This is a genomic window from Noviherbaspirillum agri, from assembly GCF_054780595.1.
Map to the genome: position 1 here is coordinate 75,847 of NZ_BAAGWA010000014.1, position 21,412 is coordinate 97,258.

Here is a 21,412-nt window from a genome sequence, read left to right on the forward strand (position 1 = left end):
AAATAATTTCGCTTAAAAGGTTTTTGTGTAGAAAATGCTGCGCTTTAAGCCGTAATGGTTACATTTTATAGCGTACACCGCGCGTCGAGTGGTAGCGTCAACGCTCTAGGGGCATGGGAGAATGTTCCATTTTTTCTTCAGTACATTGCTTTCGACGAAACAAAGGAACATACTCCTTCCATGCCTTCCAGTACCCATACTCAGCGCGTCCTCGATCTGGCCAGCCAGAAGGGACTGCTGCGCGCCAGCGATCTGGACGCCATCAGTGCGCCTCGGGTTGTCCTGACGCGCCTCATCGCTGCACGTCTCCTTGAGAAGGTAGGGCGCGGCCTCTATCGCCTGCCGGACGCACAGGTATCGGAATGCGAAAGTCTCGGCACTGTCGCCACCAAGGTGCCTCAGGCAGTGTTCTGCCTGCTCACGGCACTGCAATTTCATGAACTGACCACGCAGCTGCCGCGCCAGGTCTGGATCGCCATGCCTCGGGGCAGCCACCCGCCCCGCATCGACTACCCGCCCGTCAAGATGGTTCAGTTCACGGGCGATGCCTACTCAGCGGGCATAGAGGAAGTCGAACGCGACGGCGTCACACTCCGGGTGTACAGCGTAGCCAAGACCGTGGCGGACTGCTTCAAGCATCGCAACAAGATCGGTCCGGACGTGGCGCTGGAGGCGCTGAAGGACGCCCGAGCGCGCAGCAAAGCCTCTGTCGACGACATCTGGCGTTTCGCCAAGATCTGCCGCGTGGCAAACGTGATGCGCCCTTACTTGGAGAGCGTCGGATGAGTGCGGCCACCCCAAATATCTCAGCATCTGTCCGTGCCCGCCTTCTCAACGTCGCCAAGGCCCAAGGCGTCGATTTCAATCAGATACTGGTGCGCTTCGCCTTGGAGCGCATTCTCTATCGTCTGACACAGTCTCCGCACACGGATCGCTTCCTGCTCAAAGGTGCGCTGTTGTTCACGCTCTGGTACGACATGCCACACCGGCCCACACGCGATGCCGACCTGTTGGGCTTCGGTGCCAGCGACCTGGAGTCGATCGCACAAGTATTCCGGGACATTGCATCCGTAACGGTCGACGACGGCATCGTGTTCGATCCTGCCTCGGTTACGGTCGAGGAAATTCGCAAAGAAGTAGGCTACGGCGGCGTTCGCGTGGTCATCGCAGGGGACCTGGCTAGAGCACGCTGTAAGACGCAAATCGACGTCGGCTTCGGGGACGCAGTCACACCGGCACCTGTTGATTCCGTCTATCCGGTACTGCTCGAAGAGATGCCCGCGCCACGACTGCGTGCCTATCCAACGTATACCGTCATCGCGGAGAAACTCCACGCGATCGCTTTGCTGGGCATGACCAACAGCCGCCTGAAGGACTACTTCGATCTGTCGGTACTATTGGAACGAGAAACTCTGGACATCGATCTGCTGGCCCAAGCGATCAAGGCCACCTTCGAAAGACGGGGCATGGCAGTACCTGATGCACTGCCGGTCGGCCTGACGGATGAGTTTGCGCACGACGCCTCACGGCAGGCGCTATGGCTGGCATTTCTCAAGAAGAACGAGTTCCCGCCTGAGCCTTTGTCCGCCGTCGTTGGCCGTCTGAGCGTGGATCTGGCGCCCGCGTTGAACGCCGCCACTCGTTGAACGCCCATTCATAGCCGTTTCGCATCCTTCGTCACTGTTCGTGGTGGTCACGCAAACGGCAATCACAACCGCTTGATTTTATGACGTTCCTCGGTTTCCCGATGTCGAGCATCTTCAGACGAATGAAGATATTCACTGGTAGTCGAAATTGACTCATGGCCAAGGTTATCGCGTACATGCCGCAGATCCACATTACGGTTCGCCATATGTGACCCCGCAGTATGCCTTAGCCAATGGGCGGACGCGACTTCAACACCGGCAGCAAGTAGTTCGAAATCTGATCCGCGAGTCTTCAAGCGATGCGCGGTATCCAGGAAAACCTGTTTGACGAGCGCATGCACCGCGCCCCGTGTCATGTGACGGTGCTGTGTCCCAATCGGCAAGAGTAATGGAATTTCTTCGGAAGGAGTAGGGGCAATTCCCTTCTCGCGTCGATAGCGCGCCAGCTCGAGAATCAACTTGTTGGTTGCCGGGACAATTCTTGTCTTTTCGCCTTTATCGACAATTTCCAACCACCAGCGCTCTTACCGTCTTTGTCGCGCCGGCAGAAGAACCCACCCATTGTATTGCCGAAAACCTCAGAGATCCTCAACCCGCAGAGATAGAGTTACGAAGACAGCCAACGCGTCACTCGCGGTTTGGCCTTCCTCGTGCGTTGGCGGGACAGGGACAATGGGTTGCCGGAAAACACGGCCAAGCTCACTACTTTTTCAATTTGCCGTATTAAACTATGAGCCATGCGGCCGTAAGCGAGTTCATCCTGTCTGGAGCAGGCGACGCAACATGCGCGCCACCGTCAGTGAGGACCTCATACGCTCGTTCTAGCGAGGGCAGTGCCTGACTCATAATTTCCTGACTCTTCTGCGAGCGCACCGGCCCAAGTTGCGAGGGCCCCAGCCTCTATCTTGCTTAGCCATTCGTAACTCCTTTGCAGCGCTTCGCAAAAGCTTGCTGTATCCGTAGTCCCTCTCACATTTTCGTGACGAATCACGGCAATTGCTACCGCTAATAGCGCGCTGCGACTACAGCTTTACGCGTCTTGGCCGCACGATGTTTTTCTTCCCGAGGCTTGGCTTCGCAAGGCGCCGAAGGACGGGTGGTTCGGCCAGTACTTCACGATTTGTCAGCTGCGACTCCAGTTCGGTGGTGCGCTTCCTCGCTGCCTGCAGCACTTCCTCCAGCGTGCTCAGTCGTCCGCGTGCATTGGCCAACTCGTTGTCGAGCGCCGCGGCGCGCTGCCGGTACGTAAGCACCGTCGATTTGTTCTCCGCATCCACGCGATCGAACTCCGCTTTCCAGTGCCGTGCCTCGCTGCGCGCCTGGTCGATCTGAAGCAGGGTGTGCTTGCGCAGGCCGTCCAGCTCGACCTGACTTGCCTTCTGTTCTTCCGTCTTGCGGGTGAGGTCGGCGGCCAGACCGTCGATCCGCACATCCTTGGCTTGCAGGATCGAACGCGCCTCCGCCAGTGACTCCTGCAGATGACGGATCGAGTCATCGCGGCCGGCAATCGTCTCGGTCGCGGCGGCCAGCTTGATTTTCAGGTCATTGATCGTGTCCGCGGCGGCCTGTGCCTGCTGTAGTGCCTCATCGACACGCTGCTGCGCCTGAGCTTCGCGCTCCTTCAGCAGGTCACGCTCGTGCGCGAGTTCCTGTTCCGCTTCGGCGCGCACCACGTCGACCAGCGCCTTGAACGGTGCAATCAGGTTTTTCGGGATACCAGCGGCTTCATGGCTGCGGGAATGCTGCTCAAGCACCGACTTCAGCCATTCCTGGCAGTCGCGCGTGATGTCTGGATCGCTCCCGCGATATGGCATGCCGGACGCCTTAACCGCCGCCAGAGTGGGCCGAATGCCCTTGGCTGCCAGCGCTTCGCAGATCGCGAAGATCATCGTTTTCCTGTCCATGCCGCCTCCCTGTATACCGTGTTTTGACGGCCAATTTGCCGTCTCCGGCGTGCATTGTATCATCATAGGAATGATGCTTTTTGTCCTTTTTCGGCTGTTCTCGTGCTTTAACTTGACATTACGTTTATTATGACAAGTTCCGACAGGAAACCGGTATAATGGTCTGATGAAACTTACTCCTGACCGTGAAACATTGCCGGCGACGGTCGGCGACGCTCCCCGCGAAGCCGCGCCAGCTCTGGCTTCCAGTCGATTCGACACCACACAAGTCGTTGTCGTGGAACATATCGACACGCGGCGCAAACTAACCTCGGTGGCCAGTGATCGCGCCCTCATCGATGAATATGTGCGGACCAAATACTCGGATTCCGGTCGCGATCAGACCTTCAAGGAACTGGAACGCTTCAGGCTCTGGATAGAATGGCGCGGACTGTCGTTCAAGGAAGTCATGTTGGAGGATCTGCAGGAGTATCTGACGTTCGTGCTCGATCCGCAGCCGGCCGACATGTGGATTTCGGATAAGCGACGGTCGCGCACGAGTCCGGAATGGCGCCCGTTTGCCGGGCCGCTGTCACCGGCATCACGGCGCCTAACGCTGGTGGCGATTAAGGGACTGTTTCGCTGGGCTTGCGACAGCCGCTACCTGGACGGCAATCCAGCGTCGTTGCTGCCTAAGGTGCTCCCGGTTCCGGAGCATCTGAAGCACAAAGAGGGGCCGGCCAAGAAAGCGCGGATCACCCGCTACCTGCCCCCTGACGCCCTCGCCCTCGCCTATCAGGCGATCGAGGAAACCGTCGCAGATACCGATGCCGCAGCCCGCAGGAAGGCGCGCAACCGCTTCCTGTTCATGGCCTATGAAAAGACCGGCTGTCGGTTGTCCGAGGTCTTGAACGCGACAATGGGTGATGTTTACTGCGAGGCGGGAAGATGGTGGCTGTTTGTGACGGGCAAAGGCAATAAGGAACGGTTATTGCCGCTGCCGCCCGATCTTGTGAAGGCTTTCGAGGAATATCGCCTCACTTACGGGCTCACGCTACGCACCACACGCAATGACGTGACGCCACTGATCTTGAGGAGCCGTGGGGACGCCGTGCGGCCGACTCGCGCCGCGATCGACTTGATCATGAAAGGCGTCCTCAGCGCTGCGAAAGAATTGGCGCTCGCGCGTGGCGACGAGGACAATGCACAGCGGCTCGAAGAGGCTTCTACGCACTGGCTTCGACACTCGCTGCTGACACAATTGGCGAACAAAGGTGTACCGCTGACGACGGTGCAGGCGCAGGCCGGACACGAGTCACTCACAACGACCAGTCTGTATCTGCATACCGAAGATAACGAACGACATGATCATGTGCTCGCAGCACTAAATAAGTCTAATTAACTTGATTCTATGTGGAGTGCGGCACCGACTTGCCCACCAGGGCTCGTAGCTCTTCCCCTTGAGCGATACTTATTCGAAGGCAAGCGCCTTTCCTCCGAGATGTAATTGGCGTACCTTCCGTTGAAAAGTGTGCCCCCTCTCCCCCCTTCCCTGCCCCGGCTACCGCAGGACACCCAGCTCGAACGGTCCGGGGCATCGCGCCGTAGTCCCCGGTGGTGTCCGTTTGAAGGCAGGTTATCGCCCTCCCCCAACATTTGTGGCTTACCATCCCCCTCGCGATGATGCAATGGCTAAGCGAGCTGCATTACCTGCACGGCAATCCAATGAAGGGCGTCCTGCGGCTGACTGGAGCAAATCCCGAGATCGAGACGTTGCGTGCATCATCGAGAGCTGACTGGAAAATCGTTCGCAATTACCTGGATACGCTGAGGCGGAAGGACGACGTCGATCCGATAGACCGGATGCATAACGACAAATACTACCGACTTCCTTCAATCCTCGCCCTCGCCTACTCCACTGGCATGCGCTTACCGGAACTTGCGATTGCGGCGTAGGGACATCAAATCGTTTATCTGATCGGATGATGGCGCCACCTGCTGCGAAGCGGGGGTGCTCGGCAAGCGAAACAAGATGAGAACGGTGCAAATCACGTGCGCCCTGCCGGCCGAACTGGAGACGTGCCTCGCACGACGTCTTCACGCACGATTTTCTGTTATCCCTCCGGAGACACCGATCATTGCCGCCCTCCCCCAGTATGATGGCAAGCAGCCAAGACTAAGCACGCTCGATGATCCGTTGTCAGATTTGCGACTCTACAAACTGCTCAAGGGGTTCTTCAACGATGTGGCGGTATCGGTCAAAGATGCCAATCCGGATATGGCTGCGAGGATCGAAAGCGCATCCACCCACTGGCTGCGCCACACCTATGTCACCCATGCGCTTGAGTCCGAGATGGGCTTGAAGTGGTGCGAGATCTGCTCGGTCATGCGTCGATTGCCACCACTTCAATTTATATAAAGACTGATCGTGACCTCGCTAGCCGACAGGCTCATGAATTCGTCCCAGCGTTCTGACGCTCTTGCCCGATGCTCGACCGGGGGCATTCTGACCTTAAGCGGACCAGCAACCGCTACGCTTTTACTGCCCTCAGAACAAATGTTCCACATCGATCTTGCGCCGGCGCAAGGCGGCTCGATCGACTAATAATTCGTTTTCCCCCAACAACTTTTCCAGGCAGTTTAGCCTTCAGCGTTCTTGCGCCGGCGCAAGAAATCAAAAGCCGCCGCCAATCCTTTAGCTTACCGAGATCAAGTTGGCGGCCTTAAATGACAATCAGCCCTCCCCGCTTGTGGTGTCTTGCGCCGGCGCAAGACGCAATTCTCTTCATGTGCGTCACACTTCCACCGTCCACGCTTATCCGCGTCTTGTGATCTTCCCGTGTCGCATCTGGATATGAGCAGCGTTATTAGGGATGGCGTGCCCGTCACAAACACACCGAACGGTTTACACTAACAACTTATCGTCAGCCGGCTCTAAGCAAATATTCTTGCGCCGGCGCAAACAATGAAATGTTGCCCTATTCTTTTCACGCCTAAAGACTTAGACATCCGCGCTTTAAAGCAGTATAAACGGCGCCATATCGACTACGCTCGCCACCAATCGAAGGGCCTCGTGTCTAAACAATATCGGGCGGCGCTTGCAAGTATTAAGTGGCTATATACACAGGGGCGGCTCGTCTTGCGCCGGCGCAAGACGGCAAGTTCATGCTTCTGACCTCCGGATGAAAACCGCACTAGACACGTTAAATTGACCATGCCTGCGTCGCCTTCCCTACATAAGGTATTACGCAGCGCAAACCAGAAGCTCGTTCGCGCTTAATAGGAACCCGGAGCCTTTCTCGTTCTTATTATCCAACTATTCAGTGCGCGGAACCTCTTGCCTCTCTTTGCGCCGGCGCAAGGCGCGTCACAATTCGAATAAGTTGGCAGCGCGGCGAATTTGAGTGAAACGAAACACAAATTAAGAATTGAGCATTGCAATTAAACGCTCCACGAATAATAAGCGTTATGAACATTCCCGTTACTTAAGGCTGAGCTAGCGAATAAAGATGAATCCCATAAGGCGTAAGAATCGTAAAAAAACCATATTAAACGCGAGAGCACTTTACCGTGCTTTTAATATAGTTTATTATCGCAATTAAACGAATTATTAAGGGGAAACTATGATTATCGTAGTCGGAGCAGAGAAGGGCGGTGTGGGAAAGACCGCACTCGCGACTAACCTTGCCGCACTTGCAGTATCCGAAAATCTGGAAGTTCTGTTGCTCGACACTGATACCAATGGATCATCGAGTGCTTGGGTACGCATACGGAACGAAGAAAACGTCGAACCAACGATTCCACTGCTCACCGTGTCTCAGAATCCGCAGCATGAACTCAAGCAGCTGGCATCCAAATATGACCTGATAATCGTGGATGTCGGTGCGAACAGTTACACCACGATGCTTAACTCGGCAAAAGTGGCAGACATGGTTCTCGTCCCAACCGGTCCGGACCAAATGGAAGTCGAGTCAACGCTCAATACCTTTGAAGCGCTCCGGGAAATGGATGCCAAGCATAAGGACGGGAAGGTTCCTGCATACGTGGTTCTCAACCAGTTACCAACGAATGCCAAGTCCAAGGAGGAGAGTGCATTACGCGAATATCTTGTCGAATCAGGACTGCCGGTATTCGATGCGGCGTTACGTCACCGTTCATCGTGGAGGAATTCCCGTCGTGGCGGCTTGGCAGTACATGAGCTAAAGGGACGGGAAGCAGATCCGAAGGCTGCCGCTGAGATGCGAGCCATTTTCGCCGAAGCAGAACAACGAGCATGATACGAGGACGGAATGAGAAAATTTGCAAAGCGGCCTGACGCCACAGAGATAGCAAAAATCGCCGAAGTTGTTCAGGCTGTGGAGCAGGGCAGGGCGCCCACGCCGCATCTTGCGCCGGCGCAAAGCACTAACGAGGCAACGTACGAGCTCGGACGCACATATGAGATTCCGACACACGAGCTAAAGTCGAATCCCTTAAACGCCCGCCGTATCGTGTCCCCAGCGGGGCTTGACGAGCTGGCCGAGGGCTTAAAGGAACGAGGTCAAGATGTTGCGGCACTTGGTTATGTTGACGAGACAGGTAATGTCTGCCTGATTGATGGCCACAGGCGTTTAGAAGGTTGCCGACTTGTCGGATTGCCGCTTCGAGTCGAGATTCGACCAAGGCCGACAAACGAACAGGAACTGTACCTGGCATCGCGTGCAGCAAACACAGACCGGGAAGCGCAGACTCCTATCGACGACGCTCTCGCATGGAAAATGCTGCTTGAGCGCAAAATATTCCCGAGCCAGGCAGAACTCGCGCGGCGCCTGAATATCGAGCCAACCATGCTCAATCGCACATTGGGTTTAGCAGAGCTGCCGAAGCCTCTTATTGCCATGCTTTCGGATAGGCCCGCGTTGATGAACCTGCGAATGTTGGACGCGATTAAGCGTTTCTTTGACGTAGCCAGTGAAGAGGAAACTGAAGCGCTCATCATCGAGGTGGCAAGTAAAGATCTGAGTTCGCGCGACGTTGACGCTCGACGTGCGGCGGTTCAGAAAGGGCCATCGACTCGAGTACGCGGTAACACACAAGCGCATAAATACGACAAAGGAAGCTCGATTGTGAAGCGCTTTGCTGGTCAAGGACGTTTAGTCTTAGAGATCAAGGACGTTGTCGACGAAAAGCATGTCGATCTGCTACAGGATGAATTGAACAAGGTGGTTGCGAAGTACTTGTCCTCACAAACGTAGCGTTATTAAGGTTTAATACTCAAAGCAGCAGCAAGGGAATTCACAGTTTCTTTCCTGCTGCTTTAATTTGTTTACAGCGTTTACGGTTTACACGCGGAAAGACACAGTTACAGAGCCGCTTTTGGCCAATTATGGTGGAGAAAAACCCCCGTGATCGGTGGATGGATTCCCCCCGGTATGGTGGAGATTTTCCCCTTGGTACCGTGGAGGTAAACTTTCTTTCGTGGAGAAATCCCCCCTCCAATCGTGGATGGAATCCCCCTATATAGTGGAAGAATTCCCCCTCACCGTGCACTTTCATCCAAATCGAAACGTGCTCAAAACTCCTACCGATTCACCGCCTCGTATCGCCGATGCGATGTGAAAATCTCTCGATCACAGCCGAAGTAGCGGTGAAAAAACGCCGCCATCGGGTTGGAAATTCTAGTTGGGCTGTTCAAGAGGAGGGGGAGCATCAGCACGCGCCGCAAGAAAGCACTCAAAGGTCGCGGCGTGCGCGGCGGTATGGTGGAAGAATTCCCCTCCCTCTGGCTCCGACGTATAGTGGAGGAATTCCCCTCCATGGAATAGAACCAATGGTGGAGGATTTCCCCCTCGGTCGCGGGAGAGTATGGTGGAGAAATTCCCCCTCTGCCGCTTGTGCTATGGTGGAAGAATTCCCCCTGTACTTACACCCCCCCCTAGCGAGCACCCACTTTCAGAAAAGATACCATTTTCTAGCCCTTTTACTGCCTTTTGCACCCTGCCAACCGTAAGTTTTGCCTTTATCGAGCAAAGGAGCGCCTATTGTGGAAGAAAGTCCCCTGCACGAAAGAACCCAATGGTGGAGGAATTCCCCCGGAGAAGAGTCTCGCTATGGTGGAGAAATTCCCCTTCCGAGCAATCTTTCGGGCATGCTCGGTCGTCGTAAAGAAGAGAACTGTGGAACAACAATCTTGTTGACTTCTCCACGATTGCCGGTACGATTGCGGGATGTAAAAATCCCGATGATCCAGAGCAATGGCGAAACGCGGTACACACAAAAAGACGGACGCATTAGAGATAAAGACGCCACAGGCGCTTATCCACATTGAGCACCGCATTTCGCTGCTTCAGTACAAGTACTGGATATTGCTGCTCCGCGAGTTCAAGCGTCAGTACGACCTTGGAATTCCATCCGAGGAAAACGACTGGCGGTATCTCCCGATGGCCGTGATCAGTGAGGCACTTGGGTATACACCAAACAAAAAAGAGCTCTGGGATGACTTGGAGGCACTGAAAAATCAGACTATCGCTTATAACTTTCTGAGTAAGGACGGTGGGACGGCCAAGCGCGGCACAGGCTTTATCACCGAATGGGAAGTGCATGCGACCAGGGTGGGCTTCAAGTTTCCCAGCTTTATCATCGATGTAGTAAAAGGACTCGACGAACCGCGAGCCATTTTCCAAATGCTGAATTGGCAGATTTTCAATGCCTTCAGCGGAAAATATGAAGCGATCATTTACAAGCTTTGCCGAGATTATCGTGGTGTACGAAAGACTCCGTATTTTGATCTCGCCTCGTTTCGCAAATACATGGGCATCGAGGACCATGAGTACAAGGAATTCCGGGATCTGAATCGGATCGTCATTACTGGTCCAGTCAAAACCATCAATAGTTCCGACGTCTCAGATCTCAACATCGATGTCGAGTTTGAGAAGCGCGGCAGGAAAGTCGTTGGACTACGGTTCCTCATAGAGCCGAAGCAGCAGACGATCATTCCATTCGAACACGAAGACAATCCAGCGTTTAGGTTTGCCAAGGTACCAATCGACGTTGCTACTCAGCAGAAGTACCTGGAACTCCGCTCGCCCCGTGAGATTGAGATGTGCATCGAGCGAGCCAACCAATACGGTGAGCAGGAAGCGAAAAAGGGCAGGGCGGCACCGAACTACGGCGCTCTCTACCGTAAGGCGATTCAGGAAGGTTGGCACGTCACCTTGATCGCCAACGAAGAAGCGAAGAAGGAAGTTACTAAGCGTAAGGACGCGACCGAAAAGGTGCTGAAAGCGAAGGCTGAAGAGCAAGAGGCACGAAATGCGCAAGTTGCAGCCCGCATAAGCGAGGCGTTTGCAGCATTCGATACATTGCCGGAGGATCGGAAGGATGAAATCCGCGAGAGCTTCCGATCGACGCTTACCGTTGTCGCCATGCGCAAGAGCTTTGACAAGCAGGGCGAGCAAGCGCCACTCATCAGAAGCCAATTCGCAGAATATTTCCTTAGCCTCGGCGAGCCTGAACCATCCACATCTAGCAAAAAGCACCGTTGAGTTTCAGCGGTAAAGCGCGGCACTCGTTCTAAGCGGTTCAGCCGCTTGGTGAGAGCGGCACTCGCTAGTGCACACAGCTTATCACCCATTTTCCCAATCCAGAATCCATCATGCCTGTGCGCCGGCGCCATCTATATTTTTGCAACTAACGATCACATCGCCTCTGCGGAAAACCTCTTAGCTAGCAACAAGGCGGTGAATGGGTAGCCCGTGTAGGCAGGTAAGAGCTGGATGCGGATGAAAGACGTAGCTTGTCGGTTTCTGGTGGCAGTGGCGTTAAATAGATGTGTTGTGGTTGAGGCGGAGAGATGACGTCTTTTTGTGGTAAGGTCTAATTTGTTCGTTAGTTGCATAATTCCCTATGAATCAACCAACCGATTTGTTCGATGTCCGTAGCACCTGGGTGACTCGACCGCTAGTTGCCTTTGGCGGCTTCATTCGCAGTAAGAAATTCGTTGAACTCGGAAAACACGGGGCATATCGTCGCTCGGTAGGGCAAGACGTCCGACCTCTTAGCAAAGAATCGGCAGCGATCTACACGCTCATGTTCAAGACGTACCTACGCTGGATTCAAAACAGAGGCCTACGACTGCATGAAGTCGACCACCGTGACATCCAGGCCTTCCTCGAAGGTGCGCATGTCGACGAGAATAACCGAGCCCGAAAAATCAACAGCGCGATACGCACACGATATTTGCGCTTACTTGAGCGGGTCTACACGCACATCGGCATTGAACCGAATCCTGCAGCCGTAGCGGCTCGCGGCCCGCATGGTGATTCGTCGAACGGACGAGATGAGCCGACCGCATATTTGACTGAAGCGCAGCAACTGCGCTTCCTGGCGAACCTGCCGGCGGCCGAGCCGATGGATCCCGACATACCCAATGCTCCGAGCTGGAAGAAACGTCGGGATCGCGCAATGCTTGCGCTCATGCTTGGCTCTGGCCTGAAACTTTCTCAAGTACTCAACCTTCGCGTCGACCAGGTGAAGCGCAAACAACGCGACGGATCGCTTCCCATTCACATTCCCGACTATGTCTCGAAGGGGGCAGGGCACAACACGGTCGTACGCCCCTTCGCGGCCAAGTATGTCCATCCGTGGATTGAGGAACGCAAAGAACACAACATCCCATCGAAGCTACTCTTTCCGGCTAGTCTGGTCGCGGATAAACCGCTCCATAAAGCAACCGTTTATCGGCATGTGAAGGCGACGCTAGAAAAGGCCGGAATTGATGTGTCTCGCAAAGGCGGTCGAACCCTCCGCAACTCATTTGCCGTACGGGAGATCAATGAAGGCTCACCGTTGGAGCTTGTGAAAGAGTACATGGGGCACTACGAATTGCGTTCCACAGAGAAGTACATCGTGACGGATCAACGTCAGGGGAAGGTACGCAAAACACGGTGATCCACGTGCGTTTTGACGATTCACATCCAATTATCAAACCGGCAATACATGCGGACACTGTGTCCGGAGAAATGTGATCCTAACCTATTGATTCGTAAACAGGAGGTGCATTTTTTTGCGAAATTATGACGCCAATTTTTCGCAAAAAACCGCACTACGCAGCCATTGATCCTCTGTTACTTGCTGCTCCTCGGCATACGCAACAGAGGTACGTGCTGGAAGCGCAGCGTGAACATAAAGCGACCTCGTTAATTGGACTGGCATTCCGCGTGTGATCATTTCTGCATCGATCCCGCCAATGGAGAGTTATCGGCAACGTTTGGCCTCTTCCTTGACATAGCCGATGGTTGCCTTTGCCGCACCATCGGTCGTAATCACCTTCACCAGCGCATAAATTTTCGTGACTATCTGCAGTAACGGAAATGTCATTGCATGATGAAACCGGTGGAAGTCATACATAGCGGACTCCAGACTGCCGGAGCGAGAAAAGAGTTGGTGACCTGTACTAAAGACGTTCCACCAGGCCGCACGCCACGAGTAGCCTGTCTTGAATTGATGTTTCTCAGACCGGCCATCCACTCCCGACGCATCCTCCATCCATACCGCCGGCTTATGGGCATGGACACCGGTCCTACGACCCGATGCGGCTTTGATGACTGCCGACCGCTCGGCTGCAGCCCAATCGATGTCATTGACGCTATCACGGTGCGTGGTGTCCATTGTTGCTCTCCCTATAGTGACTTACCCCCTTTGTCTATCGTCTTGCCTCCAACTTGGCGGCAGCTTCAAGACCAGGGTAGTGATTAACAACATGCGCCAGAGCTTTCATTCGCAACTTTGCTCTTGCATCACGGATACCGGGGTGCCAGAAGTACATCGCCAGCGTTTTATCCAGTAACGGTTTCATCCTATCGAGCAAAACCGTCAGCGCAAGTCGATCTGCGGGGATCCCAACGAGTGATCTGACCGCAACTGTTCGCGCATTCGCAAGCAGTTCGTCGAACGGCTGATCGAAGGCAGGAAAGTCGACCGATTCGATCTCTTGGATGAAGTGCTCCATTTTCACGTCCGCAGAACGTCGATTGCGCTCTGCCATCCGAGCAGTCCGATCTTTCTCTGCAAGAAAATCAGCATTGAAAGTTTCGACCTGGAGTACGCGAGTCAGAAGGAAGAGGCGAGTAGGGCGTCCGGGGCGTTTGCCAGCTGGAATGAAAGTATCGTCATGCGTTCCAAGGAAGGTCCGAACCAAGCGATCATTCCAACCGCGGGCACGTAATTCTTGCATCGTCAGATATTCACTGGCCATTAACTACTTTCCGACCGACGCGATCGCGTCTGCTAGTCCACGTTTGGTCTTTGCATCCAGTGCAGGGATCGCCTGCAGCACCGCTTTCCCGAATTCGAGTTGCTCTCTTTCCTGCGCCGATAGTGGACTGAAAACCATTGCCGCCACAATTGACGACAGGGCAACCGCGCCGGCAACGATCCCAACGGTTTTCATGTCGTATCTTGCCGGTGCGGGCGGCAGGACCGGTGCCTTCGATCCAGCCAAACCCGCTCGCAAGCTGTCGGCGAACTTGGCAAGAACACCTTTTGCACGGTCCGTTTCGGCGCTGACATTCGAGCGGATCGAGGACGTGACCTCCTGTGAGATCATTTTTACTGCGTCGCGCGAGTTTGCGTTCATTGCCTCCGTCAATGAGGCGAGAGCTGCCTTCGTTGACTTCTCAATCTCGGACACTACGTCCGCGCCGGCCTGACGAACGTAGTGCGATTGCATGAGTGCGCAGATGATCACCGGGTCAACATTGTCCACTTGCAGCCCGGTGATCCGGAAAATCTCAACGCAGAGGTCATTCCTTTGCTCTGCCGTGAGCTTCATAGTGAAAGCTGATCCAGTTGTTCAAAGATGGATTTTTGAACTTGCCTCAACCGCGAACGCGGAACGAAGGTGAACAGGTCAGACGTCTTTGCCTGCTCGAACGTCAGGTTGTTCGAGATGAGCAATTCCATATCTTTGCCAAAGGTGTCTGCGGTGCGCTTTTCGACTTTCACAACACCGAGAATCCGCGACTTGTACTTTTGGAAAAGCTCCGATTCGACGAACGTTTTGTCATTCTTGAGCACCTTTCCAAAGAACTCATTTTCCCAAACGACTATGGCCGCTTCCTGGGTGCGTAGCAGCGCATTAAGACCTATGAGCGTATCATTCAAACCTTGTCCGCCGGTAAGGACGGAATGGATGATGACTTTCTTACCCGCATCGGCCAGCGCCGGCATGATCCCGGAATCGGAGAGATAGGCGGAGAGCGGCACAAAAGTCGCGGCGCCATTATCGATAACAGCATGTCCGTTATGCTCAAGCAGCTTCTCAATCAACCTGTCGAACTTGCGGGAGTCGATTTGGCTCTCGTTGTTCAGGATCGCAATTGGATCAGCGCCGAATGCGGCATAGCGAGAGAACGTCTGGTTAACGGGGTCCGTATCGGCGCAATATACCGACTCGTTCTTGCTTTGCAGGTACTGCGTGAGAAATGCCGCAATCAGAGATTTGCCAACGCCGCCTTTGCCCTGAAGAATGAAATGAATTGCCATATATGTCCTCTTTAAAATGGGATGTCCTTACCCTGATATTTCGACCAGTCGAATTTTTCTCTTGGCTCGGTTTGTTTGATTGTGCTGCTCACAATTGAGACAGGCTCGTTGAAAGCAGTGCTATTTCCGTCGTCTTTCCGAGTAAGGCTAGTCATGACCGGCTGAGACTCGCTTCGAACTCCCTGCGACTGGTCGAGATGGGCGTTCTTAGCGGCACGCTTTCTCAATCTGTAGAGAGTGCTTCTGAACGTCTCAACTGGTATATCGCCGTATCCCTGCTGCGCAAGGATGGCGACGATCGACTCGTAACCCAGTCCAGACTTGATAGCGTCCTCGATGTCACTGAGCACCGGTTCGAGTCTCTGGCTCACGGTCTGCTTTGGCGCTTTCGAAATGAACACCTGACGTAGAGGTACCTTGTCGCTTTCCACTAAGAGCTCCCTTTTTCAATAATTCTCTATTGCGGTGCACACTGAATGCACACTGGTTGCACACTGAATGCACACTGGTTGCGCACTGACTGCACACGCACTGCACACTGGATAGGGACTGTAAAGGCAGCACCGGTTTGCACTCCTTCGAAATCGCAGAGAAATGCGCGCCTTTTCCCTTGCGTAGTCATCATCAGGTGAGGTAAATTGGATATGTCGACTCTTCGGCAGTAACAAATCACCTCACCATCTGTTCTATTCCATAGGAACAGAACAGATTCTCAAGTCCGCTCTCGCGGAAATATGTCAAGCAAATGGGCTACTCGATGCGCTCCAGGAACACTGGCAGCGATCGTTAGCCCAAAAATCTAGCCCCTTAGAAAAGATCCTCAGCAATACTGAGGTCCGAGCAAAGCCATACGCATCAACGGCTGTAAGGACATTAGGAACACATAACTGCCCCTGAGTAAAAATCTCGCGGCAGCAAACACCGTCCTGACGCCCACTCCGGGCATCGACCAAAGCCTCAACGACTGATTCCGTGATGCGTCACGCAAAGTCAGATCGCACGAGGCAGTTCAATCTCTCTCGCATTGAAGGACTTCAACAAAGGTGACGATCTGCACTCCGCAGACTTATCTCCCTGTGCTCGTATAGGACGCGCACACAGATAGGCAAGTCACGACAGCTGCGGCTGGATAAATACGCGATATGGGTGTGAGCATCACCCCAGACCTGGCTGGGGCCGGGGCATGCTCCGCGAGAACCGCGTTATCAGATCGGGTCTTAGCTTCGGCTAAGCGACTGACTACCGTGAGGAGTCAGGGTTGTGCAGAAATGGCAATTAGAGGGATGCACAACCAAGCAAGTATTCTTAAGACGGGCCTCTACCCCTTGCCAGTAACAGCAGTAAAGCGCCGGCGGCAAAGATGTGTCTATTCAACGGGGGCAGATCTTTGCCGCAAAGAGGGCGCATCGTCACATTGATTAAACGGAGTGGAAATGGGTGAAGGTAACCAGCATCACGAGAATCAAGGCCGTGCCACGCTGCACGGCATCCTCAGCACTATCCTGAGCGAGAACGCGAAGAAGCGCGTCAACGGGCGTGTTGCGTCGGAACGGACCGCTTCCGCTTACGGCGAAGTCCTGCGCAAGAGCTTCAATGACTTACACTGTCTTGGATACAAGCTCCAGAACCCGCGCAATCTCAATGACGAACACATTGAGGCGCTGTGCAAGTTGTGGATGAAAGAGGGAAAGAAACCTTCCACGATGCAGGAAAGCCTGTCAAAACTTCGCGTATATGGCGGATGGATCGGCAAACCCAACATGGTGCGCAGCCTGTGGGAGTACCTGCCGGAAGTGCCACGTGACAATCTGAAGGTGGTCAAGGGCGCGGTCGGGAGCAAAAGCTGGACGGAAAACGGCGTCAATGTCGCCGACAAGATTCGGGAAGCCGACAACCTCGATCCACGCTTCGGCCTGATGATCCGGATGATGCTGGCCTTCGGGCTGCGCCGCAAGGAAGTCGTCCATACCAAGCCATGGAAAGCCGATCATGGCGATCGTCTCGTGATATTCCCGGGCGAAGCAAAAGGTGGACGGCCACGCGACATCCTTATCCATAACGAGGAACAGCGCAAAGTCCTTGATTTTGTGAAGTCCAAAATCGGGAAGTTCGAACGCCTGGGCTGGCCGACGCGGCTCGATGGCGGGTATGCCTCCTACGAATACAACCAAGGGCGCTACGAGCGGAGCATGGCCAAGATCGGGATCACGCGTGAGCGAGCCGGCGTGACTGGACATGGCTTGCGTGCGCAGTACGCGGAGAATGCGGCCATCATCGCCGACATGCTTAGCCCGACCTTGGGCGGCACGCCCGGCCAGATGGAGAGAAGCGAACTGGACATCAGGCGAGAACAACTCAGCGAACTTCTCGGCCACAGCCGCAAGAACATCACGGACCCGTACTTAGGCGGGTTCGGTCGCGAGAGCAAACCGGACTCCCCTGAAAAGCGCAAGGTCAACATCGAGAGCGCCTTGCAGCACCTCACTCCCGAGTTGATTGATGACGTCGCCGCAGAGCGCATTGATGACTGCATGAAGATCCTGCTAGCCATGCAGGCGATCAACATCAGTATCACGTTCCCCCAGGCTCACACTCTGTGGAGGATCCATAGCACACGGCATGCGACGGACTGGGTCAAACCCGATACTGGCATTGCGGTGGCGCTTGAAGCGGCAGCGATGAGGCTAACAAAACACTTTGAACAGTGTGCCGATCAGCGCCAGTTGCCTTTTCGGGCGGGAAGAGCCGGATAGGGGCTTTCTTGAAGGGCATTAAGTGCTGTGGTAGCCTAAAAGCAACTTTTCCGGATTTTGAGAAGGCGGATTGTCCGCCTTTTCACGGTTCTTAATACTGAAACTACCCGCGGCGGCAGGCGTCGAGAAGGATGTGAAATGAGCTATGGACCAACCTACGGAATGTGGACGGACACCGTTGATGAGATGAACGAGACGGTGGACGCGCTCGAGCGGTCTCGCGCATCCCTCAAAGAGTGGAAAGAGTACGCCCAGAAGCTTGAAACATCCCTCGCAAAGGTAAACGAGATGTTCCGCGATAGAGTTGGCGCAGAGGCAGCGCAAGCAGGGCTAAAAGATCTGGCGCTTCAAGAACTTCAACGCCTTGATCCAACGAACAAACTTCTTGACCCTGAATATAGGAAGGTGTCTTACGACAAGCTCAAAGACGAGTGCATGAAAACGCTCAGCAAATAAGCGTTTGCAGCATAAAGACAAAGCCCGTTCGCCGGGCTTCCCCAGACCTGACACCGGCGCCGTGCGCCTGAAAGATGATAAGCAATGAGTTATGGACCAACGTACGGAATGTGGGCGGACACCGTTGATGAGATGAACGAGACGGTGGACGCGCTCGACAAAAGCAATGCATTGCTTAAGCAATGGAGAGCCTATGCACAAAAGCTGGAGTTAGCCCTAAACGAGGCAAACTCCACTATTCGAAGAAAATCCGGCGAAGCCGAAGGTCACGCTGAACTAAAGCAAATGGCACTAAAAGAACTCGAGCAGTTTGATCCGTCCAACAAGTTACTTGATTCCGAATACTGCAAGACGATCTACACGAAGATTAAAGAGGAAACCATCCGGAAATTGGAGCAGAAGTAGCTTGCACAAGGACGAAGCGCAGCTTACTGGCGTTTCTAAGACTGATAGCGGCACAAAGCACCAGAACAAGGTTGAGTAATGAAGGCAGAAGCCAACATGGTCGAGTCATCGCAAAACAACGATCACGGACTGGAAGCGTTTCACCAGTTAATCCGTAACCATTTTCCGAACCTGACTGCAAAACGAGGCGTGAACCGATACTCGTTCTTCGCTCCGGATGACGTGCGTATTATCCGCGGTGAACAGAAGTCGCCAACATCATGCGTCAACGTCAAACGATCGTTGACCAGTCGGCTAGAGTCATGCGAACAGGCATTTAACTGGGATGGAACTGAAGAGCAACTCTTGGAAGCTGTCAAAGCCGAACTGGTCGTCTATGAGAGGCACTTCAGAAAGGAGTGAAGGTACTGCTTCTTCACAGGTTATAGAACATCAGGGAAAGGCAACCGCGGATTCGCCGACCAGGTGATCAGTGCCTTTCCGCTATCCTTGGCGTCCTTCTCCCGCCGCCGCATCTCGGAAAGAACGCATTCCTCTCCAACTCCCCATATCTCACAGCGCAGGCGATCCGGCGTGTCGATGAGAAGGTAGACGGGCTTTGCCGCTGGTTGTCCCTCGACAGCGATCTGCAGAGGCCGCAGAAAACTCCGGTTATTTGCGGTGAGATGCGCCTCGAACTCAAGCTCGATGCTGCTGTTTGCCGGAATCCCGTTCACGCTGGTCGTTAGCGCGGCAATGGATACCGCCTTCCACCATTCGCCGCCGGCCGGCTCGATCGCGGCCAGTCCGATGATCGACCCGCTTCCGCTGTCCAGCAAGTTGCGCACGAAGGCGCTTTGGCCAATCGCAGAATCCAGCATTTCCGTCGATATCAGCGTCTTCGGCATACGGGCACGATCGACTGCAGGCAAAAACACCTGCACCTTGTCCCGGTTGAAGGATGTCAGCCGCCCGAGGATGTACATTCGGCTTTCCGCTGCGGCCACTCGCTTCATCACGCCAGCGTTGTGCTCATTCATGGCTTTGTCGCTCTGTGCCGAAAGCACATAGAGGTAGTCGGCCAGCGTTTCTCCCTTACGGTTGATCACAAGCCGCTGTGCTGCATTGACCAGCACGAACGCCATCTGGTACCACGCGCTGTGCCATATCCTGCGGGACGTGCAGCGCAATATTGCCGTGCAGTTCGACCTGGTTACGCTGGACATTGCGCGCGGCGTGTACGGCTGGCTGCAGGGCTTCGGAATGGAGCGGCCTCTCATCATCAATTCCGGATACCGTGATCCTCGCACCAATGCGAAGGAGGGCGGCGTCCGGAACAGTTTCCATACCAAGGCGCAAGCACTTGACCTGCGCATCGAGGGCGTAAGCACTGCTTCGGTCGCACGCTTCGGCATGTATCTGGCAGGCGGTGGCGTTGGCTTTTATCCCGGCAAGTCTTTCACGCATCTTGATAGCGGACGGGTCCGGTACTGGCGCGGCTAGGCCGTTTGCGTTTGCGCAAAGATATCCACAATTCCTGTGGAAAAGACGTGCATATCGAACTACAAAGCCAGGTGCCATGCGGGTCGCGTCGGCAACGAGAAAAAATAGGCAGGCCGAATTTACGTGACGCGTCACGCACGGTCGGAACTGCGCTCTGTAGCTTCCCATTCGTTACTGAATCTGTGCATTTCGCCGAAAAAACGCTATCGCTTTTTCGACATCTTGAACACCACCATCAATAGATTCAGGGACTTACGCCATTTTTGCGCGGACACAGTGTCCGCGCAGCGCATCAGACCTGCATGACGCTGGCGAACGGCGTCGACTTGATCAGGCGCTGGCCGTACTTCTTCTCGACCAGCCGACGATCGAGAATCCAGACGTCGCCCCAATCAGCCTCCGTGCGGATCAACCGCCCGACAACCTGCGCCAGTTTCAACCCGGCCTTCGGCAGCATGAGAAGCGGAAACGGATGCAGCCCTTTGCTTTCCAGATGCTCTGAGTGCGATGCCAGGATGGGATCGTCCGGGGAAGGAAACGGCAGCTTGTCCACGAAGACCAGCGTGCAGTACTTGCCGGGAAGGTCCACCCCCTCGGCAGTGCTGTCCAGCCCGAAAAGAATGCTGCGCGCTCCCGCATCCACGCGCCGCTTGTGTTCCGCAATCATTGCGCTTGGCGCTAGTGCGCCCTGCATGATCACGATGCTCTTTTCCTCGTCGGTGAGGCTCGCGTAGACCGACTCCATCTTCTTGCGGGACGTGAAGTAGACCAGTGTTCCCATATGGTCGCCGGTGAACGAGTGTGCGCGCAGAATCGACGTCACCATCGAAGCATGTCCCTTGGAGTTCGCCTCCACGATCAGTCGCGGGACGATCAGGCGTGCGCGGCTGTAGTCGAGCGGCGAGGACAGCTTTGCCGTCGTCGTGTCTTGCGGCAGGCCGAGGCTCGCCAGTGTCGGACCGAACTCGCCAAGCGTCGCAATGGTGGCCGACGTAAGCACGCATCCCCGCATTTGCTTTCAAAGCATGCTCGACGCCAGAGACGCAGCTTCGAACGGCGCCGCATACACCGTATGTGCATCCTTGTTCACATCCACCCATTTGGCGCGGCCATTCTCGTCCACGCGAGAAAAGGCATCTAGTGTCCTGAGTTAGAAGTTCGAAGACAAAATCGTTCGATGCTGGCCAGGATGTCGTCGGCGGATTTGGTCCAGACAAACGGCTTGGGGTCGGCGTTATTGATTCTCAGGTAATGCCGAATGGCG

Annotated in this window: 23 protein-coding genes and 1 pseudogene; 14 read left to right on the forward strand and 10 right to left on the reverse strand. The window is 54.6% G+C overall.

Features of this window, described 5'->3' with window-relative positions:
- Positions 1 to 180: 180 nt before the first annotated feature.
- Complete coding sequence (locus ACYVIA_RS18765; protein WP_460843516.1) at positions 181 to 786, forward strand: type IV toxin-antitoxin system AbiEi family antitoxin domain-containing protein; 606 nt, start codon at positions 181 to 183, stop codon at positions 784 to 786.
- Positions 783 to 1,646 carry a nucleotidyl transferase AbiEii/AbiGii toxin family protein gene (locus ACYVIA_RS18770; RefSeq protein ID WP_460843520.1) on the forward strand — a complete coding sequence of 288 codons (864 nt, stop codon included), beginning with the start codon at positions 783 to 785 and terminating at the stop codon, positions 1,644 to 1,646. Before ACYVIA_RS18765 ends, ACYVIA_RS18770 begins: the two co-directional genes overlap by 4 nt.
- A gap of 62 nt (positions 1,647 to 1,708) precedes the next feature.
- Here the strand turns inward: ACYVIA_RS18770 and ACYVIA_RS18775 are convergent, their stop codons facing one another.
- Positions 1,709 to 2,158, reverse strand: coding sequence for a tyrosine-type recombinase/integrase (locus ACYVIA_RS18775; protein WP_460843523.1), 450 nt, complete (start codon positions 2,156 to 2,158; stop codon positions 1,709 to 1,711).
- Between the two features lie 510 nt (positions 2,159 to 2,668).
- Positions 2,669 to 3,550 carry a DNA-binding protein gene (locus ACYVIA_RS18780; RefSeq protein WP_460843525.1) on the reverse strand — a complete coding sequence of 294 codons (882 nt, stop codon included), beginning with the start codon at positions 3,548 to 3,550 and terminating at the stop codon, positions 2,669 to 2,671.
- Positions 3,551 to 3,716: 166 nt separating this feature from the next.
- Here ACYVIA_RS18780 and ACYVIA_RS18785 point away from each other — a divergent pair, with 166 nt between their 5' ends.
- From ACYVIA_RS18785 to ACYVIA_RS18815, 7 genes are all read left to right on the forward strand, one after another.
- Positions 3,717 to 4,931 carry a tyrosine-type recombinase/integrase gene (locus ACYVIA_RS18785; protein ID WP_460843527.1) on the forward strand — a complete coding sequence of 405 codons (1,215 nt, stop codon included), beginning with the start codon at positions 3,717 to 3,719 and terminating at the stop codon, positions 4,929 to 4,931.
- A gap of 278 nt (positions 4,932 to 5,209) precedes the next feature.
- Positions 5,210 to 5,485, forward strand: a complete 276-nt coding sequence (locus ACYVIA_RS18790; protein ID WP_460843529.1) for a hypothetical protein — start codon at positions 5,210 to 5,212, stop codon at positions 5,483 to 5,485.
- Positions 5,486 to 5,561: 76 nt separating this feature from the next.
- On the forward strand, positions 5,562 to 5,948 hold the full coding sequence (locus tag ACYVIA_RS18795; protein ID WP_460843531.1) for a hypothetical protein: 387 nt from the start codon (positions 5,562 to 5,564) through the stop codon (positions 5,946 to 5,948).
- 1,204 nt (positions 5,949 to 7,152) lie between these two features.
- Positions 7,153 to 7,806 carry an AAA family ATPase gene (locus ACYVIA_RS18800; protein ID WP_460843533.1) on the forward strand — a complete coding sequence of 218 codons (654 nt, stop codon included), beginning with the start codon at positions 7,153 to 7,155 and terminating at the stop codon, positions 7,804 to 7,806.
- 12 nt (positions 7,807 to 7,818) lie between these two features.
- Positions 7,819 to 8,763: a ParB/RepB/Spo0J family partition protein gene (locus ACYVIA_RS18805; protein ID WP_460843534.1), complete on the forward strand. Its 945-nt coding sequence runs from the start codon at positions 7,819 to 7,821 to the stop codon at positions 8,761 to 8,763.
- Positions 8,764 to 9,762: 999 nt separating this feature from the next.
- Complete coding sequence (locus tag ACYVIA_RS18810; protein WP_460843537.1) at positions 9,763 to 11,052, forward strand: replication initiation protein; 1,290 nt, start codon at positions 9,763 to 9,765, stop codon at positions 11,050 to 11,052.
- A 361-nt stretch (positions 11,053 to 11,413) separates the two neighbouring features.
- A complete protein-coding gene (locus ACYVIA_RS18815) occupies positions 11,414 to 12,457 on the forward strand; it encodes a tyrosine-type recombinase/integrase (RefSeq protein WP_460843539.1) in 1,044 nt (347 codons plus the stop codon).
- Between the two features lie 306 nt (positions 12,458 to 12,763).
- On the opposite strand, the gene ACYVIA_RS18820 is transcribed toward ACYVIA_RS18815, so the two are convergent.
- The 5 genes from ACYVIA_RS18820 to ACYVIA_RS18840 are packed head-to-tail and all read right to left on the reverse strand — an operon-like array spanning position 12,764 to position 15,483.
- The gene (locus ACYVIA_RS18820; protein ID WP_460843541.1) at positions 12,764 to 13,177 is read right to left on the reverse strand and encodes a hypothetical protein; all 414 of its coding nucleotides are present in this window, start codon (positions 13,175 to 13,177) and stop codon (positions 12,764 to 12,766) included.
- Positions 13,178 to 13,211: 34 nt separating this feature from the next.
- A complete protein-coding gene (locus ACYVIA_RS18825) occupies positions 13,212 to 13,763 on the reverse strand; it encodes a hypothetical protein (RefSeq protein WP_460843543.1) in 552 nt (183 codons plus the stop codon).
- 3 nt (positions 13,764 to 13,766) lie between these two features.
- The gene (locus ACYVIA_RS18830) at positions 13,767 to 14,339 is read right to left on the reverse strand and encodes a hypothetical protein (protein WP_460843544.1); all 573 of its coding nucleotides are present in this window, start codon (positions 14,337 to 14,339) and stop codon (positions 13,767 to 13,769) included.
- Entirely contained in the window at positions 14,336 to 15,052 is a 717-nt protein-coding gene (locus ACYVIA_RS18835) for a nucleotide-binding protein (protein ID WP_460843546.1), read from the reverse strand. Before ACYVIA_RS18835 ends, ACYVIA_RS18830 begins: the two co-directional genes overlap by 4 nt.
- Positions 15,053 to 15,063: 11 nt before the next feature.
- A complete protein-coding gene (locus ACYVIA_RS18840; protein WP_460843548.1) occupies positions 15,064 to 15,483 on the reverse strand; it encodes a hypothetical protein in 420 nt (139 codons plus the stop codon).
- 1,002 nt (positions 15,484 to 16,485) lie between these two features.
- Here ACYVIA_RS18840 and ACYVIA_RS18845 point away from each other — a divergent pair.
- The 4 genes from ACYVIA_RS18845 to ACYVIA_RS18860 all read left to right on the forward strand — a co-directional run bounded on the left by ACYVIA_RS18845 (position 16,486) and on the right by ACYVIA_RS18860 (position 19,068).
- Entirely contained in the window at positions 16,486 to 17,805 is a 1,320-nt protein-coding gene (locus tag ACYVIA_RS18845; RefSeq protein WP_460843550.1) for a site-specific integrase, read from the forward strand.
- Between the two features lie 138 nt (positions 17,806 to 17,943).
- Entirely contained in the window at positions 17,944 to 18,261 is a 318-nt protein-coding gene (locus ACYVIA_RS18850) for a hypothetical protein (RefSeq protein WP_460843553.1), read from the forward strand.
- 84 nt (positions 18,262 to 18,345) lie between these two features.
- A complete protein-coding gene (locus ACYVIA_RS18855) occupies positions 18,346 to 18,666 on the forward strand; it encodes a hypothetical protein (RefSeq protein ID WP_460843555.1) in 321 nt (106 codons plus the stop codon).
- A gap of 78 nt (positions 18,667 to 18,744) precedes the next feature.
- A complete protein-coding gene (locus ACYVIA_RS18860) occupies positions 18,745 to 19,068 on the forward strand; it encodes a hypothetical protein (protein WP_460843558.1) in 324 nt (107 codons plus the stop codon).
- Between the two features lie 20 nt (positions 19,069 to 19,088).
- Here ACYVIA_RS18860 and ACYVIA_RS18865 read toward each other — a convergent pair whose 3' ends face one another.
- Positions 19,089 to 19,790: a hypothetical protein gene (locus tag ACYVIA_RS18865; RefSeq protein ID WP_460843560.1), complete on the reverse strand. Its 702-nt coding sequence runs from the start codon at positions 19,788 to 19,790 to the stop codon at positions 19,089 to 19,091.
- Between ACYVIA_RS18865 and ACYVIA_RS18870 the strand changes: the two genes are divergently transcribed.
- Complete coding sequence (locus tag ACYVIA_RS18870; RefSeq protein WP_460843561.1) at positions 19,771 to 20,148, forward strand: YcbK family protein; 378 nt, start codon at positions 19,771 to 19,773, stop codon at positions 20,146 to 20,148. The genes ACYVIA_RS18865 and ACYVIA_RS18870 overlap by 20 nt on opposite strands.
- Before the next feature lie 292 nt (positions 20,149 to 20,440).
- On the opposite strand, the gene ACYVIA_RS18875 is transcribed toward ACYVIA_RS18870, so the two are convergent.
- Together ACYVIA_RS18875 and ACYVIA_RS18880 are read right to left on the reverse strand one after the other, a co-directional pair.
- Complete coding sequence (locus ACYVIA_RS18875; protein WP_460843563.1) at positions 20,441 to 21,148, reverse strand: helicase C-terminal domain-containing protein; 708 nt, start codon at positions 21,146 to 21,148, stop codon at positions 20,441 to 20,443.
- Between the two features lie 137 nt (positions 21,149 to 21,285).
- Positions 21,286 to 21,412, reverse strand: a pseudogene (locus ACYVIA_RS18880) (IS630 family transposase); the annotation flags it as partial.